Origin of the sequence: Salipiger sp. IMCC34102 (assembly GCF_004145405.1) — a bacterium.
Lineage (GTDB): Bacteria > Pseudomonadota > Alphaproteobacteria > Rhodobacterales > Rhodobacteraceae > Loktanella.
Window position 1 is genome coordinate 50,812 of the sequence record NZ_SELQ01000001.1, and the last position, 17,487, is coordinate 68,298.

Here is a 17,487-nt window from a genome sequence, read left to right on the forward strand (position 1 = left end):
ACATTCGGGGCCGCGCCGATCCGATCGGCGCGGCCCCGCGCGATACAGGGGGACGCCTTGACCGAACGCATTACCGATTTCTTCGCCAGCTGGGGGCAGGCCGACGCCGACGTGCGCCGCGCCACGCTGCAGGGGTGCATGGCCGAAAGCTTCACCTATTCCGATCCGATGACCGACGGTCCGATCACCGACCTGGACGCGCTGACCACCTACGTCGGCAAGCTGTCGGAGATGGCCCCCGGCTGGAGCGCCAAGGCTCTGACCATCGACGAGAAGGACGGCTTTGCCCGCATCCTCGTGGGCTTCGGCCCCGATCCCGACTGGCAGCAGCACGGCACCTATTTCGCGCTCGAACGCAGCGGGGGGATCGAGACGATGACCGGCTTCAAAGGCGCAGGAGAACTTCCCGCATGACTGCCCCCCAGACGACCCCCGATACCGCCCCGGCCATCGAGCTCAAGGGGATCTCCAAGGCGTTCGGCCCGGTGCAGGCCAACAAGGACATCAGCATCCGCGTCATGCCCGGCACGATCCACGGGATCATCGGCGAGAACGGCGCAGGCAAGTCCACGCTGATGTCGATCCTCTACGGGTTCTACAAAGCCGACCGGGGAGAGATCTTCATCGGCGGCACCAAGACGGAGATCCCCGACAGCCAGGCGGCCATCTCGGCGGGGATCGGCATGGTCTTCCAGCACTTCAAGCTGGTGGAGAACTTCACGGTCCTCGAGAACATCGTCCTGGGCGCAGAGGACAGCGGCCTGCTGCGGCCCTCGCTCGCCCGCGCGCGGCGCGAGCTGAAGGCGCTGGCCGAGGAATACGAGCTGAACGTCGATCCCGACGCGATCATCGAGGATATCGGCGTCGGCATGCAGCAACGGGTGGAGATCCTGAAAGCGCTCTACCGGCAGGCCGATATCCTGATCCTGGATGAACCCACCGGCGTGCTGACGCCCGCCGAGGCCGACCACCTGTTCCGGATCCTCGAAAACCTGCGGCGCGAAGGCAAGACGATCATCCTGATCACCCACAAGCTGCGCGAGATCATGGAGATCACCGACACCGTCAGCGTCATGCGCCGCGGCGAGATGACGGCCACGGTGAAAACGGCAGAGACCTCCCCCGCCGAACTGGCCGAGCTGATGGTGGGTCGCAAGGTCCTGCTCCGGGTGAACAAGGAGCCCGCCACGCCCGGGGCCGTGATCCTCGACGTCAAGGACCTGCACGTGACCGACGCCAAGGGCGTGCACCGTGTGAAGGGCGTGAGCTTCGAGGTCCGCGCGGGCGAAGTGCTCGGCATCGCGGGCGTGGCCGGCAACGGGCAAAGCGAACTGCTGGAGGTCCTCGGTGGCTACGAGACGGCGACCGGCACCGTCACGATGAACGGCACGCCCATCGATTTGACCGGCACCAAGTCCGATGGCCAGAGCCGTCGCAGACGCGGAATCGCCCACGTCCCGGAAGACCGGCAGGCCGAGGGCCTGATCATGGATTATTCGGCGTGGGAAAACACCGCATTCGGGTATCACCACGACGACAAGTACCGCTCGGGCCTGTTCATGAACAACGCCGCGATCCTGTCGGACACCACCGACAAGATGCAACGCTTCGACGTGCGCCCGCCCGACCCCAAGCTTGCCGCCAAGAACTTCTCCGGCGGCAACCAGCAGAAGATCGTCCTGGCCCGCGAGATCGAGCGCAATCCCGACCTGCTGCTGATCGGCCAGCCGACCCGTGGCGTGGACATCGGCGCGATCGAGTTCATCCACGAGCAGATCATCGCCCTGCGCGACCAGGGCAAGGCGATCCTGCTCGTCTCGGTCGAGCTGGAAGAGATCATGGCCCTGTCGGACCGCATCGCCGTGATGTTCGACGGTCGCATCATGGGCACCCGCGACCCGTCGCAGACCGACGAGCGTGAGCTGGGCCTGCTGATGGCCGGGATCACAGATACCGATCACGACCACTCGGTCGAAGAGATCGAAGACAACCTTGCAAAGGCGGGGCACTGACATGGACGCGATGCCGAAATGGGCCGAGGTGGTCCTCGTTCCGCTGATCTCGCTGCTGCTGGCGGCGATCCTGTCGGCGTTGGTGATCCTCGCCATCGGGGAAAGCCCGTGGGAGGCGCTGAAGCTGATGGTCGACGGCGCGCTGGGGTCGACCTACGGCTGGGGATATACGCTTTATTACGCGACGAACTTCATCTTCACCGGGCTTGCCGTCGCGATCGCCTTTCACGCACGGATGTTCAACATCGGCGGCGAAGGACAGGCGGTGCTGGGGGGCCTCGGCGTGGCGCTGGTCTGCCTCTTCATACCCTTCCCGCATTGGTCGCTGGCACTCATCGCCTCGGCCTGCGGCGCGGCGCTCTTCGGGGCGGCCTGGGCCTTCATCCCCGCGATCCTGCAGGCCAAGCGCGGCAGCCACATCGTCATCACGACGATCATGTTCAACTTCATCGCCGCGGCCTTGCTGAACTACCTGCTGGTCGGCGCGCTGAAGCCCGCGGGCAGCATGGAACCCGCCACGGGGCGTTTCCCCGAGACCACGCATCTGCCGAGCTTCCAGGACATGTTCTCCTTCGGGGAGGCGACGCTGTTCCGCGGCGCACCGGCCAACATCAGCTTCTTCGTCGCATTGGCCGCCTGCGTCGCACTCTGGGCGCTGATCTGGCGCACCCGGCTGGGGTATGAGCTGCGCGCCTTCGGACACTCGGAATCGGCCGCGCGATATGCCGGCATCAGCCCGACGAAGATCATCGTGATCTCGATGCTGATCTCGGGCGGGCTTGCAGGCATGATGGCGATCAACAACGTGCAGGGCGAGGCAGAGCGGCTGGTGCTCAACGCCGTCGAGGGCGCGGGCTTCATCGGCATCGCCGTGGCGCTGATGGGCCGCAGCCACCCGTTCGGCGTCTTGCTGGCGGCCCTTCTGTTCGGGTTCCTCTACCAGGGCGGGGCGGAGCTTGCGCTCTGGACCTCGATCCCGCGCGAGCTGATCGTGGTCATCCAGGCCCTCGTGATCCTGTTCACCGGCGCGCTCGACAACATGGTGCGGATGCCGCTCGAGAACCTTTTCCTGATGCGCCGCCGTCCCCCCGGACCCGACCGCAAATCGACCAGCGCCGAGGGAGCACGCTGATGGACCTGATCACGCTGCTGCAATTGCTTGATTCGACCCTGCGACTGGCCACGCCGCTGCTCTTGGCCTGCCTTGCGGGCCTCTATTCCGAGCGTGCCGGGATTTTCGACATCGGCCTGGAAGGCAAGATGCTCGCCGCGGCCTTCCTCTCGGCCGGTGTCGCCTACGTGACCGGCAACGTCTGGCTGGGGCTACTGGCCGGCATCGGGGCGTCGCTCCTGCTTTCGGCCATTCACGGGCTGGCCTCGATCACCTTCCGCGGCAACCAGCTGATCTCCGGCGTGGCGATCAACTTCCTGGCCGCGGGCCTGACGGTCGTGATCGCGCAAAGCTGGTTCGCGCAAGGGGGACGGACGCCGCAACTGTCGGGCGGCGCCCGCTTCAACCCCGTCACCCTGCCAGGCGCGGAGGCGCTGCGGGACGTGCCCGTGCTTGGCCCCATCTACTACGAGCTGATTTCGGGCCACACGATCATCGTCTACCTTGGCCTGATCGTCGTGCCGATCACGGCCTGGGTCCTGTTCTCCACCCGCTTCGGCCTGCGCCTGCGCGCCGTGGGCGAGAATCCGGCGGCCGTCGACACCGCGGGCGTCAGCGTCGTGGGCATGCGCTTTGCCGCCGTGGCGATCTGCGGCGTGCTTTGCGGCATCGCGGGCGCTTACCTTGCGACGGCGCTTCAGGCGGGCTTTACCAAGGACATGAGCGCGGGCCGCGGCTATATCGCGCTGGCCGCACTGATCTTCGCCAAGTGGCGTCCGGTCTACTGCCTGTGGGCCTGCCTGCTGTTCGGCTTCCTGCAGGCCATCGCCCTGCGGTCGGACCTGATCGAGCGGGTGTTGCAGTTCAACATCCAGTCCCAGCTTCTGGACGCGCTGCCCTACATCCTGACGGTCGTGATCCTGGCCGGTTTCGTCGGTCGCGCCGTCCCGCCCCGCGCAGGCGGAGAACCCTACGTCAAGGAACGCTAGGGCCTGTTTGACACCCCGGCGGATAAGGCGTTTGTTAGGTTAAACGTCTGCCGCCGGGCCCGCGATTCATGCAAATCTACCTCCCCATCGCCGAGGTCTCCGTCGACGCGTTCCTGCTCTTCGGGTTGGGCGGGCTCGTGGGCGTCCTGTCGGGCATGTTCGGCGTGGGCGGCGGCTTCCTGATCACGCCGCTCTTGTTCTTCGTGGGCATCCCGCCCGCCGTCGCGGTGGCGACCTCGACCAACCAGATCGTGGCCTCAAGCTTCTCCGGCTTGCTGGCGCACCTCAAGCGCAAGACGGTGGACTTGCGCATGGGCACCGTGCTGCTGGTGGGCGGCCTGGTGGGGTCGTCCCTTGGATTGATCCTGTTCAACTACCTGCGCAGCCTGGGCCAGGTCGATCTGCTCGTCAGCCTGTTCTACGTGGTCTTCCTGGGCGTCATCGGGGCGCTGATGTTCGTGGAAAGCCTGAACGCCATGCGCCGCGCGAAGTTGCCGCCCGGCAAGCGCAAGCCCCGGCGGCACCACAACTGGGTCCACAACCTGCCCTTCAAGATGAAATTCCGGGTCTCGGGCCTCTACATCTCGGTCGTGCCGCCGTTCCTGGTCGGGGTGCTGGTGGGCGTGCTGTCGGCGATCATGGGCGTCGGCGGCGGGTTCATCATGGTGCCCGCCATGATCTACCTGCTGGGCATGCCGACCAAGGTCGTCGTCGGCACGTCGCTCTTTCAGATCATCTTCGTCACCGCCTATACGACGATGCTGCACGCCACGACAAACCAGACCGTGGATATCGTCCTGGCCCTGCTGCTGATCGTGGGCGGGGTCATCGGTGCGCAACTGGGCACGGTCATCGGGCTGAAACTGAAGGCAGAGCAGTTGCGCATCCTGTTGGCAGGACTCGTGCTGCTGGTCTGCGGCAAGCTCGCACTCGATCTGCTGCTCACCCCGTCGGAGCTTTACTCGATCTCGGGGCCGGGACATTGAGGGCGCTCTTGATCTTCCTTTTGCTGCTGGCCGCGGGCACGGCGCGCGCCGAATCCATCGTGCTCGGCCTCAGCCAGAACCAGGTCTCGATCACCGCGACTTTCGACGGGCAGGACATCCTGATCTTCGGCGCCGTCAGCCGCGAGGCACCGGCCCCTGCTGAGGAAGGCGAGCTGGGCGTGATCGTCACCGTCGAGGGCCCCGATCTGCCGGTCACCGTCTACCGCAAGGCCCGCCGCATGGGTATCTGGGTCAACGTGGACGAGGTCGAGGTCGACACCGCCCCCGCCTTCTACGCCGTCGCCACCTCCGCCCCCCTGCGGGAGGTCCTGCGCGACGTCGAGGATCTGCGCAATTCGATCACCCTACCCCGCGCGATCCGCTCGGTCGGGGCGCGGGTGGAGGACAGCACCGCCTTCACCGAGGCGCTGATCCGCATCAAAGAGCGGCAGGACCTGTATCAGTCGCGCATCGGAGCCGTCGATCTGCAGGAAGAGACTCTCTTCCGCGTCTCCTTCGAACTGCCTGCCAACTTACCCGAGGGCGATTACACGGCCCGGATCTTCCTTACGCGCGACGGGCGGCCCATCGACGAGGCGAGCGCCAAGATCCCCGTCCAGAAGGTCGGGATCGAACAATGGCTCTACGAGATGTCGCAGACGCAATCGGTGTTCTACGGCCTGCTCAGCTTGGCGCTCGCCATTGCGGCGGGATGGGGCGCCTCTGCCGCCTTTGCCGTCTTCCGGCGCTAGATCCGGGTCAGGATCACCCCGGCCACGATCAGGACGGCGGCCGACAGCTTTGCGCGGGTCAGGCGTTCCTTGAAGACGACGATGCCCAGGCCCACTGCAAACAGGATCGAGGTTTCCCGCAAGGCCGCCACCAGCGCGATGGGGGCCTGCCCCAGCGCCCAGACGACGATCCCGTAGGCCGCGAAGGAAAACGCCCCCGCGATCAACCCGGTCCCCCAGACCCGCGCTCCGCGCGGAATCACCTGCCGACCTCGCAGGCCGAGGGCCACGGGCACGTAGAACACCGCCGCCGCGATCAGCAGCCAGCCCGTATAGGCCAGCGCATCACCCGAGACCCGCACGCCCACGCCGTCCACCAGCGTATATCCCGCGGTCGCGCAGGCGGATCCCGCCGCGAAGGGGATCATCCGGCGGGATTCGGCGTCGGTGAAGATGCCCCGCGTCATGACCGCCAAGCCCGCGCCCAGCAGCAGGATCCCCGCCACCTCCACCCCCGTGACGGGATCGAGCGCCAGGGCAAGGCTGACCGCCAGCACGATCATCGGCGCCCCACCGCGGGCCAGCGGGTAGACCCGGCTCAGATCGCCCTGCGCGTATGCATAGGCCAAGAACATCTGGTAGGCCGCATGGATCGCACCCGACGCCAGGATCCAGACCCAGACCTCCGCCGCGGGCCAGGGCCGGAAGCAGACCACCAGCAGCCCCGTCAGCGCGTTGCCGAGCGAGAGCACCATCATCGCCGTCTGCTTGTCCGCGCCGGTCTTGATCAGCGCATTCCAAAGCGCATGCAAAAGCGCGGCGCAGAGAACAGCGAAGAAGACGGTCAGGCTCAAAGGCTCACGACCGCACCGAGGGCCGGTCCCGCACCGCCATCATCGTAGCGGTGAGCGTGGCGAACAGCACCTCTCGCTCGCCCAGCGTGTAGGCTCGCGCTTCGCAGAAGGTGAGGGTGCGACCGGGCTTGATGACCTCGCCCACCATCCGAAAGCGCGTGCCCCGCGCGGGGGCCAGGAAGCTGGCCTTGAACTCCGCCGTCAGCACCTCGGCGTCGGCCTCCATCAGCGTGAAGGCCGCGAAGCCCGCGGCGCTGTCCATCACGGTGGTCACGATGCCCGCGTGCAGGAACCCGTGATGCTGGGTGAAATCCGCGTCGAACGGCAGCAGAAGCGATACACGCCCGGGCGAGACCTCCTCGATCTCGACCCCGAGCGTGCGCATCACCCCCTGCCGGTCGAACCCCGCGCGCATCCGCTCGATGCCCTCGGGGTTGCGCGGGGTCACGAAAGGGCTTCCTCGCAACGCCCGCAAACGCCCGGATGATCGTAGGCACCGACGTCGGGCTTGATCTTCCAGCACCGCTCGCATTTGGCGCCTTCGGCACGCACCACGCGCACCGCAACACCCGGCGCTTCGTCCGAGCGATAGGCGTCCTGCGGGGCGGGGTCCGTCGACAGTTCGATGTCCGAGGTGATGCACAGCGTGGCGAAACTCGCCGCCTCGCTGACCAGATCCGCAAGTTCCGGCGAGAGGTAGACGATCGGCTTGGCCTCCAGCGAGGATCCGATCTCCTTCGCGGTGCGCTTCACCTCGATCGCGCCGGTGACGACGCGGCGCAGGGCGCGCAGCCGTTCCATGCGTTCGGCCAGGGGCGCGTCCTTCCAGACGACGGGCGTCTGCGGGAAGTCCTGCAGGTGGACCGAGGACTCGTCCCCCGGGTGCACCTCCAGCCAGACCTCCTCCATCGTGAAGGTCAGGATCGGCGCGAGCCACGTGGTCAGTCGCTCGAAGAGCACCCCCAGCACCTGCCGCGCGGCCCGCCGTTCGGGCGTGTCGCCGTCGCAGTAGAGCGCGTCCTTGCGCACGTCGAAGTAGAAGGCCGACAGATCCAGCGTGGCGAAATCGAAGATCGCCCGAAGCACGCCCTGGAAATCGTAGGCGGCGTAGCCGGTGCGGACCCGCTCATCGAGGACGGCGACCTTGTGCAAGATCAGCCGTTCCAGGTCGGGCAGCTCGGTATGGTCGATCTGCTCGGCGGGGGTGATCTCCGTCAGGCTGCCCAGCATGAAGCGCAGCGTGTTCCGCAACCGGCGGTAGCTGTCGGCCACGCCCTTGAGGATCTCGTCCCCGATGCGCTGGTCGTTGGTGTAATCGACCTGCGCCACCCAAAGCCTCAGGATGTCGGCGCCGTACTGGTCGGTCACTTGGGCGGGCGGGATGATGTTGCCCAGGGACTTGGACATCTTCATGCCCTTGGCGTCCAGCGTGAAGCCGCAGGTCATCACACCGCGATAGGGCGCGCGCCCGATGGTGCCACAGCCTTGCAGCAACGAGGACTGGAACCAGCCGCGATGCTGGTCGGTCCCTTCGAGGTACAGATCCGCCAGACCGTCCTCGGACCCGTCGGGCCGGTCGCGCAGCACGAAGGCATGGGTCGAGCCGCTGTCGAACCACACGTCCAGCACGTCGAAGACCTGGGCGTAGTCGTCGGGGTTCACGTCGTCGCCGAGGAAGCGTTCCTTTGCGCCCTCCTCGTACCAGGCGTCGGCCCCTTCGGTCTCGAAAGCCTCGAGGATGCGGGCGTTGACCGCCTCGTTGCGCAGCAGGAAATCGGGATCGGTCGGCAGGGCGCCGACCTTCACGAAGCAGGTGAGCGGCACGCCCCAGGCGCGCTGGCGCGACAGCACCCAGTCGGGCCGCTGCGTCACCATGGCGTGCAGCCGGTTGCGACCGCGCGGGGGCGTCCAGGTCACCAGCGCGTCGATCGACTGCAGCGCCCGTTCACGGATCGTCACGCCATACTCGTCCAGCCCGTCGGGAACCGGCTTGTCGATGGCCGCGAACCATTGCGGCGTGTTGCGATAGATGATCGGTGCCTTGGAGCGCCAGGAATGGGGGTAGGAATGCGTGATCTTGCCCCGCGCGAAAAGCCCGCCGACCTCTGCCAGCTTGTCGATCACGGCGGCGTTGGCGTTGCCTTCCTTGCCGTTGGGCTTGAGAATCGCCTTGCCGCCGAAGAACGGCAGGTCGTCGCGAAAACGCCCGTCCTCGTTCACGTTGTAGGTGATGACCTCTTCCAGCATGCCCAGATCGCGGTAGAGTTCGAATTCCTCCATCCCGTGGCTGGGCGCGCAATGGACAAACCCCGTCCCCTCGTCGTCGGTGACGAAGTCCGCCGCCCGGAAATCGCGCGGCTGGTCCCATTCGCCGTTGCCACCTTCGGCGTCTTTCAGGGGATGCGACAGGGTGGTGCCCGAAAGATCGCCCGCGTCGCCGATCCGCTCGAAGGCCTCCACGCGGGCTTGCCCGAAGACCGGGCCGGCCAGCTTGTCGGCCAGCAGGTAGCGTTCGCCCGGCTTGACCCAGTTGTCCTCCGGCGCCTCCGTGACCTCGTAGATCCCGTAGGAGATGTCCTTGGAATAGACGACGGCCTTGTTGGACGGCATGGTCCAGGGCGTGGTGGTCCAGATCACCACGTGGGCGCCCCTGATCGCCTCGTTGTCGGTCTCGCGCACCGCGAACTTGACCCAGACGGTTAAGCTTTCCTTGTCGTGGTATTCGACCTCGGCCTCGGCCAGGGCCGTCTTCTCGACCGGGGACCACATCACGGGCTTGCTGCCTTGATAGAGCGTCCCGTTCATGAGGAACTTCTGGAACTCCTCCGCGATCACCCGCTCGGCGTGGAAATCCATGGTCAGATAGGGATCGGCCCAGTTGCCGGTGACGCCCAGCCGCTTGAACTGCGCGCGCTGGATGTCGACCCATTCGGCGGCGAAGTCACGGCATTCGCCCCGGAACTCGTTGACTGGCACGTCGTCCTTGTCGCGGCCCTTCTTTCGATACTGCTCCTCGATCTTCCACTCGATGGGCAGACCGTGGCAGTCCCAGCCGGGAATGTAGCGCGCGTCGTGACCCATCATCTGCTGGCTGCGCACCACGAAATCCTTGAGGATCTTGTTGAGCGCGTGCCCGATGTGCAGGTTCCCGTTCGCGTAGGGCGGCCCATCGTGCAGGGTGAAGGGCGGTCGCCCCGCCTTTTCGCGCAGACGGTCGTAGACGCCGATCCGTTCCCACCGGGCCAGCCAGTCGGGTTCACGCTTGGGCAGGCCCGCGCGCATGGGAAAGTCGGTCTGCGGCAGGTTCAGGGTGGATTTGTAGTCCGGGGTGTCGGTGGTGTCGGCGCACATGGAGGCGTCCTCTCGGTCGATCGGTGTGAAACAGGCGTGACCCGGCAGCGCCGAACCGTCAGCGCGCCGGGAGGCTAATTCGTATGATCCGAAATCCCGTCATCGCAGCGCTTATAGGACCCTGCCTTCGGAGCGACAAGCGGTGCGAACCGATTGAGGCCCGGGCCACCCATCCTCCGAACCAACGGCTCGTCACGCCGATCCTTCATCTGGCGGAATAAACTCCGGGGGAGGTGGGCAGCACCGGGGGCAGAGCCCCCAACCCGGGCAGCGGCCGGGCCGCCGGCCGGCGCAGAGCGCACCATCCCATGGGCCCTGCGTCCCCGCCTCACCTCCGACCGGCACGGCTACCGGCAGTAGGCGCCCGAGCGATAGCGCGCCGTATCCACGTGGAAGTGGTCGCGGTGGGCGGCGTTGGCGTTGGGGCCAAGGACGGTTCCGAACGGACCGCAGGCCGATTGCCAGACCCGACGCAGGATCGCGCCATCGGACCGGCTGTTCCAGTCTGTCAGCACCGTGATCTCGCGCCCCGACTTCAGACCGATCCCGGCGATATCCACCGCGTGCCCCAGCGCGTGCTCCGACAGGCGCCGGTTGCCGGAACTGCCGCCGACCCGGTTGCGGCAGACGTAATGTCCCACGACGCGCAGGCGCGCCACGCCGCCACCGGTGCCCCCCACCGCGGGGATGATCCCGTTCGTGATCCAGGTCTTCATCGCCTGTGCGGTTCGGCAATCGACGGTCGGGTTGGTCTGCAAGTTGACCCCGGCGATGGAGCGCACCTTCACGGCCCCCTCGACACCGCAACCGCCGGGTCCGTCGATGGTCCCGATCGGTTCGCCCTGGATCTCGGGATCGCCGCAGATCGCCCCGCGTTGACGCTCTACCGCTTGCGTGATCGCCGCTTGCACGATCGCCGCGGGACGCGCGTCGGGCCGTTCCACGGAGCGGGGCGCGAAGGGGCTGAAAGCGAAAAGATCCCGCTCGGCCCGGCGCTGCGGACCGGTGTCGTAGCCGATCGAGAGCGCGGGTTCTTCCCGAGGCCGCATTTCGGGCTGCGGCACGTCGGTCGCGGTATTGGGGGCCGTTCGCAAGCGCGGTCGGATCGGCAGGACTTGGCCGCGATCCGCGGCGCCACTGTCCATTTCGTCGGCCTCGTTGGCCGCTGCAGTCACGTCCGCCGAGGCGTCTGCGGATCGCGCCGGCGGTCGCGGGATCTCCTGCGCGGAAACGGACCCGGGTAGAACCAACACTGCACACAGAAGCGCGCTTGCGATGGCGAGCCTCACTTCGTACCGGCCTTGCGCCCGAAATCCGGCGCGTCGGTATCCTGGCCCGCCTCGATGATCCCCCGCCGAATCGCGCGGGTGCGGGTGAAATAATCGTGCAGCGCCGGACCGTCGGCGGTCCGGATCGCACGCTGCAACGCAAAGAGCTCCTCGGTGAACCGGCCCAGGATCTCCAGCGTGGCATCCTTGTTGGTCAGGAAGACATCGCGCCACATGGTGGGGTCCGAGGCCGCGATTCGCGTGAAGTCGCGAAAGCCCGCGGCCGAATACTTGATGACCTCGCTGTCAGTCACCCGGCTCAGGTCGTCGGCCACGCCGACCATGGTATAGGCGATGAGGTGCGGCGTGTGGCTGGTCACGGCCAGGACCAGATCGTGATGCTCGGCGTCCATCTGGTCGACGTTGGCCCCCATGCCGCGCCACAGGCGCGCCAGCCGGTCCACGGCCCCCTGATCGGTGTCCTCCACCGGCACCAGGATGCACCAGCGGTTGTCGTAAAGCTCCGCGAAGCCCGCGCGCGGGCCGGAGTGTTCGGTTCCGGCGAGCGGATGCGCGGGTACGAAATGCACGCCTGCAGGCACATGGGGTTGAACCGCCTCGATCACCGCCTTCTTGACCGATCCCACGTCCGACAGCGTTGCACCGGGTTTGAGCGCCGGCCCGATCTCCTCCATCACGGCGCCCATCGCGCCCACCGGCACGCAAAGCACGACCAGATCGGCCTCCGCCACGGCCTCGGCCGCGGTCTCGCAGACCTCGCACAGGTCGAGTTCCCGCGCGGTCTCTCGCGTCTCGACGCTGCGTGCATAGCCGGTGATCCGACCAGCGAGCCCCGCGCGCTTCATCGCCAAGGCCATGGACGATGCGATCAAGCCCAGGCCGATCAGCGCCACCTTGTCGTAGATCACGCTCATCGGCTGTCCTTGAACTGGCCTATGGCATGCGCCACCCGGCGGCAGGCGCTTTCGTCGCCGACGGTGATCCGCAGGCAATGCGGAAACCCGTAGGACTTGGGATGCCGCACCACGATCCCCTGACTTTCCAGGTAGACGTTGCAGGCCAGCGCCTCGTCTTCCGAGGCAAAGCGGGCCAGGATGAAATTCGCGGTCGATGTGTCCGAGGGCACGCCCCGCTCCGCAAGGGCCGTCGACAGCCAGTCGCGCCACCGGGCATTCTCGGCTCGGCATTTCTCGGTGTAGTCGGTGTCGCGCACCGCGGCCTCGGCGGCGGCAAGGGCGCCGCCCGAGAGGTTGAAAGGCCCCCGGATGCGGTTGAGCACGTCGATCACTGCGCGCGGTCCGTAACCCCAGCCGATGCGCAAGCCCCCCAGCCCGTAGATCTTGGAAAAGGTGCGCGTCATGAAGACGTTATCGCGCGCCTCGACCAGCGCGCGCCCCCCGTCGTAGCCTTCCGCGAACTCGGCGTAGGCGCCGTCCAGCACCAGCATCGCGCGCTCCGGCAACCCGGCGGCGAGGCGCGCGATCTCGGCCTGGCCGATCATCGTCGCGGTCGGATTGGCGGGGTTGGCGATATAGACCAGACGGGTCGCGTCCGTGCAGGCCGCGAGGATCGCATCCACGTCGATCACGCGCTCGCGCTCGGGCACCACGACCGGCGTGGCCCCGACAGCCAGCGCCACGATGCGGTAGATGGCAAAGCCGTGCTCGGTGTAGATCACCTCGTCGCCTGGGCCGGTGTAGGCCTGGGCCAGCAGGTGCAAAATTTCGTCCGAACCCACGCCGCAGATCACCCGGTCGGGGTCGACCGACCAGACATCCCCGATCGCGCGGCGCAGTCTTGCATGGTCGGTGACCGGATATCGGTGCAGGTCGTGGACCGCGCGGGCGTAGGCGTCCTTGGCCTTCGGCGAAGGCCCGTGGGGATTCTCGTTCGACGACAGCTTCAGGATATTCGTCATGCCCGCGACGGAACTCGCCCCGCCCTTATAGAGCGTGATGTCCATGATCGACGGCTTCGGAGAGATGGTCATGCGCGCGGTCCCTTGTGCCTGCACGTTCTAGCGAGGCGCGCGTGTCCTGACCAGTGACAAGCACGACATGATGCGGGCCTCGTGGGCGCCTTGCCGCCCTAGTTCGCCAGGGTGTTCTTGAGCGCCCAGGGCGTTTCGGGAAGCAGATCCTCCGGAAAATGCTCCGACCGGTTGTCGAGCGGCGTCCAACCCGTGTAATGCCCCTCGACCGGACCGAGGTAGGGCCGCTGCACCTCGAGGCAGCGGGCGTGGTCCATCTCGTCGGTCTCGACGATGCCCGCCTGGGGATTCTCGAGCGCCCAGACCATCCCGGCGAGCACGGCCGAGGTGACCTGCAGACCGGTCGCGTTCTGGTAGGGCGCCAGCTTGCGCGCCTCTGCGTTCGACAGGCGACTGCCGTACCACAGGGCGTTCTTGTCGTGCCCGTAGAGCAGCACGCCCAGCTCGTCGATGCCGTCGACGATCTCGTCCACGTCGAGGATCTCGTGCGTCTCCTGGACCTTGCCGCTGCCGAACATCTCGTGCAGCGACAGCACCGCATCGTCGCTGGGGTGATAGGCGTAGTGACAGGTGGGCCGGTAGTCCGGCGCATGGGCAGGACCCACGGTGTAGTAATCCGCGATGGACACGCTCTCGTTATGGGTCACGAGGTAGCCGAACTGCGGACCCGGCGTCGGGCACCAGGTCCGCACCCGCGTCGCGGCCCCCGGCCGGTCGAGCCAGATCGCCGACTGGCAGCCGGTGTCGTGCCGGTGGCCGTTCTCGGGGAACCAGGGCTCGAAGGTGCCCCACCCCAGCTCGGCGGGCTGGAACCCTTCCGAGATGAAGCCTTCCACCGACCAGGTGTTGACGAAGGTGCCGCGCGGACGCGGCAGGCGGCGCGCCTGGGTGTCGCGTTCGGCGATATGCACGCCCTGGACGCCCAGCGATTGCATCAACCTGGCCCAGCCGTCGCGGTCCGTCGGCGCGGGATCGTCACGGCCGAGGTCGGCGGCCAGTTTCATCAAGCCTTCCTTCACGAACCAGCTTACCATGCCGGGATTGGCCCCGCAGCAGGACACGGCCGTCGGCCCGCCGGGGTTCGCCGCGGCCTCTTCGCGCACCGTCTCGCGCAGGGCGTAGTTCGTGCGCGCGGCATTGTCGGCCGTGTCGAAATAGAACCCGGCCCAGGGTTCGACCACCGTGTCGATGTAGAGCGCGCCCAGCTCGCGACAGAGCCGCATGATCTCCAGCGAAGAGGTATCGACCGAAAGGTTCACGCAGAACCCGCCGCCCCCCAGCAGGTCCGACAGGACCTCGCGATAATTCTCCGGGGTCAGCGCGACTTGCAGGTGTCGATGCCCGTGTTGAGCCAGGAAGGTATGGGTCGCGGGATCGGGATCGATCACCACCAGCTTGTCCGCGTCGTACTCGAAATGGCGTTCGATCAACGGCAGCGTGCCCTTGCCGATGGATCCGAAGCCGATGAGCACGACGGCCCCTTCGATGCGACCGTAAACGGGATGAGACATGGCAACTTCCTCCTGCAACGGATCCTGTCTACCCCGGAGAGGCCGCGCGTCAACCCGCCGGCCCGCGCGGGCGCCCTGCTTCTTCTAGCGGGAAATACCTTCCCCGCAGGCGAGGCGTCCCGAACCCTCGTGCCGCACCGACGGGCGATCGAACGCGAAAGGGCCGCCCCGCGGGACGACCCTTTCCGAAACCAGCCTGATCCGAGGATCAGTTCTTGGCGTAGAATTCGACGACCAGGTTCGGCTCCATCGTGACCGGGTAGGGCACGTCGCCGAGCGCCGGGGTGCGCACGAAGGTGGCGGACATCTTGGAGTGATCGACTTCCATGTAGTCGGGGACGTCGCGCTCGGGCAGTTGGGCTGCGACCAGCACCATCTCGAGTTGCTTGGACTTGTCGCGGACGGCGATCACGTCGCCTTCCTTCACGCGGTAGGAAGGGATGTTCACGCGCTGGCCGTTCACGGTCACGTGGCCGTGGTTCACGAACTGGCGGGCGGCGAAGACGGTGGGGACGAACTTGGCGCGGTAGACGACGGCGTCGAGGCGGCGCTCCAGCAGGCCGATCAGGTTCTCACCGGTGTCGCCCTTGACGCGCTCGGCCTCGGCGAAGATGCGGCGGAACTGCTTTTCGGTGATGTCGCCGTAGTAGCCCTTCAGCTTCTGCTTGGCGCGCAGCTGCAGGCCGAAGTCGGACACCTTGCCCTTGCGGCGCTGGCCGTGCTGGCCGGGGCCGTATTCACGGCGGTTGACCGGGGACTTGGGGCGGCCCCAGATGTTTTCGCCCATGCGGCGGTCGATCTTGTACTTGGCAGACGTGCGTTTGGTCACGGCTGATCTCCTTCGTTTTGGTTTGCTTCGCAGCTTTCTTCGGATCTGCGATCCTCGGGATGCTACGCAGGTTGCGAAGGGCGTTGTCCTTTGCCCCGGAGGTGGTCCGGAACCGACAGGCGTCCCCTTGCGGGGGCCACCAACACCAGTGGTGCGGGCGCGCTTAAAGGGTCGGGCGGGGGGTGTCAATGGCGAAGGGCGGGAGCCTCCGGCGGGAGTTTATTCGGCCAGATGAAAAGCGAACGGCGCGCGCAGGGGTCAACCGTCGGCGAAGACCTGGGTCGCATTCACCGCACGCTGCCAGGCGGCATATTTTGCGGCGCGGGTGTCCTCGTCCATGTCGGGGGTGAAGCTTCGGTCGACAGCCCATTTCGCGGCGAAGCCCTCGCGGTCCGGATAGAGGCCCGCACGTTGGCCCGCGAGCCAGGCGGCGCCCATGGCGGTGGTCTCCAGCACCTCGGGGCGGTCGACCTGGGCGCCGATGATGTCGGACAGGAACTGCATCGCGTAGTCCGAGGCGCTCATGCCGCCGTCGACGCGCAGGGCGGCGTCGCCCGCCTGCCCTTCCCAGTCGGCGCGCATGGCGTCGAGCAGGTCGCGGGTCTGGTAGCCCACGGATTCGAGGGCGGCGCGCGCAAACTCCTCGGGGCCCGAATTGCGCGACAACCCGTAGACGGCCCCGCGGCAGTCGGCGTTCCAATAGGGTGCGCCGAGCCCGGTGAAGGCAGGAACCAGGATGACCGGCTGGTCCGGGTCGGAGGCCTCCGCCAGCGGCTGGGTCTCGCCCGCCTCCCGGATCAGCTTCAGACCATCGCGCAACCATTGCACAACCGCCCCCGCGATGAAGATCGAGCCTTCGAGCGCGTAGGTCGGCTTTCCGTCGAGTTGGTAGGCGATCGTGGTGAGCAGCCGCGAGGTGCTGGCGACGGGCGTATCCCCGGTATTCAGCAGCGCGAAGCACCCGGTTCCGTAAGTGGATTTCAACATCCCCGGTTCGAAACAGGCCTGCCCCAGTGTCGCCGCCTGCTGGTCACCCGCGACGCCGAGGATCGGGATCTCTGCCCCGAAGAGGTCGGGGCGCGTCATGCCGAAGTCGGCGGCGCAATCCTTGACCTCTGGCAGCATCTCCATCGGAACGTCGAGCAATTCGCAGATCGTGGTGGACCATTGCCCCTTGTGGATGTCGTACATCATCGTGCGGCAGGCATTGGTCGCATCGGTCGCGTGAACCGCCCCGCCGGTCAGCTTCCAGATCAGCCAGGTGTCGACGGTGCCGAAGAGAAGCTCCCCGGCCCGGGCCCGGTCGCGCGCGCCGTCGATGCGGTCGAGGATCCATTTGAGTTTCGTGCCCGAGAAATAGGGGTCGAGCAGCAGGCCGGTCTTTTGCGTCACCGTTTTGGCATGATCCCCCAGGTCACGGCAGATCCCGGCGGTCCGGCGGTCCTGCCAGACGATGGCGTTGTGGATCGGCTTGCCGGTCGTCCTGTCCCAGACGACCGTCGTCTCGCGCTGGTTGGTGATGCCGATGGCGGCGATGTCTGCGGGCCGCAGCCCCGCGCGTTCGATGACCGACCGGCAGGTGGCCGCGGTCGAGGTCCACAGGTCCGCAGGGTCGTGTTCGACCCAGCCGGACTGCGGGAAATGCTGGGGGAACTCCTCCTGCGCCGTGGCCACCGGCGCCATCTGCGCATCGAAGAGGATCGCGCGGGACGAGGTCGTGCCCTGGTCGATGGCGAGGATATGGGTCATGGCGGCCTCCCGGAGCGTTGCAGGGCGCGCGCGGGCGCCTGCTTCCATCGTGCCCGAGTTTGCCGCCATGGGAAAGTCGGGTGGC

General features: G+C 66.9%; 15 protein-coding genes. 6 read left to right on the forward strand and 9 right to left on the reverse strand.

Annotated elements, in window-relative coordinates; genetic code table 11:
* Positions 1–57 precede the first annotated feature (57 nt).
* From EU805_RS00245 to EU805_RS00270, 6 genes are all read left to right on the forward strand, one after another.
* Positions 58–414, forward strand: a complete 357-nt coding sequence (locus EU805_RS00245) for a hypothetical protein (RefSeq protein WP_129761941.1) — start codon at positions 58–60, stop codon at positions 412–414.
* On the forward strand, positions 411–2,012 hold the full coding sequence (locus tag EU805_RS00250) for an ABC transporter ATP-binding protein (RefSeq protein ID WP_129761942.1): 1,602 nt from the start codon (positions 411–413) through the stop codon (positions 2,010–2,012). Before EU805_RS00245 ends, EU805_RS00250 begins: the two co-directional genes overlap by 4 nt.
* Before the next feature lies 1 nt (position 2,013).
* Entirely contained in the window at positions 2,014–3,144 is a 1,131-nt protein-coding gene (locus EU805_RS00255; protein ID WP_129761943.1) for an ABC transporter permease, read from the forward strand.
* Positions 3,144–4,112, forward strand: a complete 969-nt coding sequence (locus tag EU805_RS00260; RefSeq protein WP_129761944.1) for an ABC transporter permease — start codon at positions 3,144–3,146, stop codon at positions 4,110–4,112. Before EU805_RS00255 ends, EU805_RS00260 begins: the two co-directional genes overlap by 1 nt.
* A 68-nt stretch (positions 4,113–4,180) precedes the next feature.
* Positions 4,181–5,098, forward strand: a complete 918-nt coding sequence (locus EU805_RS00265) for a sulfite exporter TauE/SafE family protein (protein ID WP_129761945.1) — start codon at positions 4,181–4,183, stop codon at positions 5,096–5,098.
* 8 nt (positions 5,099–5,106) lie between these two features.
* A complete protein-coding gene (locus EU805_RS00270; protein WP_242494011.1) occupies positions 5,107–5,850 on the forward strand; it encodes a TIGR02186 family protein in 744 nt (247 codons plus the stop codon).
* Here EU805_RS00270 and EU805_RS00275 read toward each other — a convergent pair.
* From EU805_RS00275 to glpK, 9 genes are all read right to left on the reverse strand, one after another.
* Positions 5,847–6,683 (reverse strand): DMT family transporter, encoded by an 837-nt coding sequence (locus tag EU805_RS00275; RefSeq protein WP_129761947.1) that lies wholly within the window; start codon positions 6,681–6,683, stop codon positions 5,847–5,849. The genes EU805_RS00270 and EU805_RS00275 overlap by 4 nt on opposite strands.
* A gap of 4 nt (positions 6,684–6,687) precedes the next feature.
* Positions 6,688–7,131, reverse strand: a complete 444-nt coding sequence (locus tag EU805_RS00280) for a PaaI family thioesterase (RefSeq protein WP_242494012.1) — start codon at positions 7,129–7,131, stop codon at positions 6,688–6,690.
* Positions 7,128–10,034, reverse strand: a complete 2,907-nt coding sequence (gene ileS, locus EU805_RS00285) for an isoleucine--tRNA ligase (RefSeq protein ID WP_129761949.1) — start codon at positions 10,032–10,034, stop codon at positions 7,128–7,130. The genes EU805_RS00280 and ileS overlap by 4 nt, the downstream gene beginning before the upstream one ends.
* A 347-nt stretch (positions 10,035–10,381) precedes the next feature.
* The gene (locus tag EU805_RS00290) at positions 10,382–11,209 is read right to left on the reverse strand and encodes an extensin family protein (RefSeq protein WP_242494013.1); all 828 of its coding nucleotides are present in this window, start codon (positions 11,207–11,209) and stop codon (positions 10,382–10,384) included.
* 110 nt (positions 11,210–11,319) lie between these two features.
* Positions 11,320–12,237, reverse strand: coding sequence for a prephenate/arogenate dehydrogenase family protein (locus EU805_RS00295; protein WP_129761950.1), 918 nt, complete (start codon positions 12,235–12,237; stop codon positions 11,320–11,322).
* Positions 12,234–13,313, reverse strand: a complete 1,080-nt coding sequence (gene hisC / locus EU805_RS00300; protein ID WP_129761951.1) for a histidinol-phosphate transaminase — start codon at positions 13,311–13,313, stop codon at positions 12,234–12,236. Before hisC ends, EU805_RS00295 begins: the two co-directional genes overlap by 4 nt.
* A 98-nt stretch (positions 13,314–13,411) precedes the next feature.
* A complete protein-coding gene (locus tag EU805_RS00305) occupies positions 13,412–14,824 on the reverse strand; it encodes a homospermidine synthase (protein WP_129761952.1) in 1,413 nt (470 codons plus the stop codon).
* Between the two features lie 208 nt (positions 14,825–15,032).
* Positions 15,033–15,653, reverse strand: a complete 621-nt coding sequence (gene rpsD, locus EU805_RS00310; RefSeq protein WP_129761953.1) for a 30S ribosomal protein S4 — start codon at positions 15,651–15,653, stop codon at positions 15,033–15,035.
* 258 nt (positions 15,654–15,911) lie between these two features.
* Positions 15,912–17,402 (reverse strand): glycerol kinase GlpK, encoded by a 1,491-nt coding sequence (gene glpK / locus EU805_RS00315; RefSeq protein WP_129761954.1) that lies wholly within the window; start codon positions 17,400–17,402, stop codon positions 15,912–15,914.
* Positions 17,403–17,487: the final 85 nt, after the last annotated feature.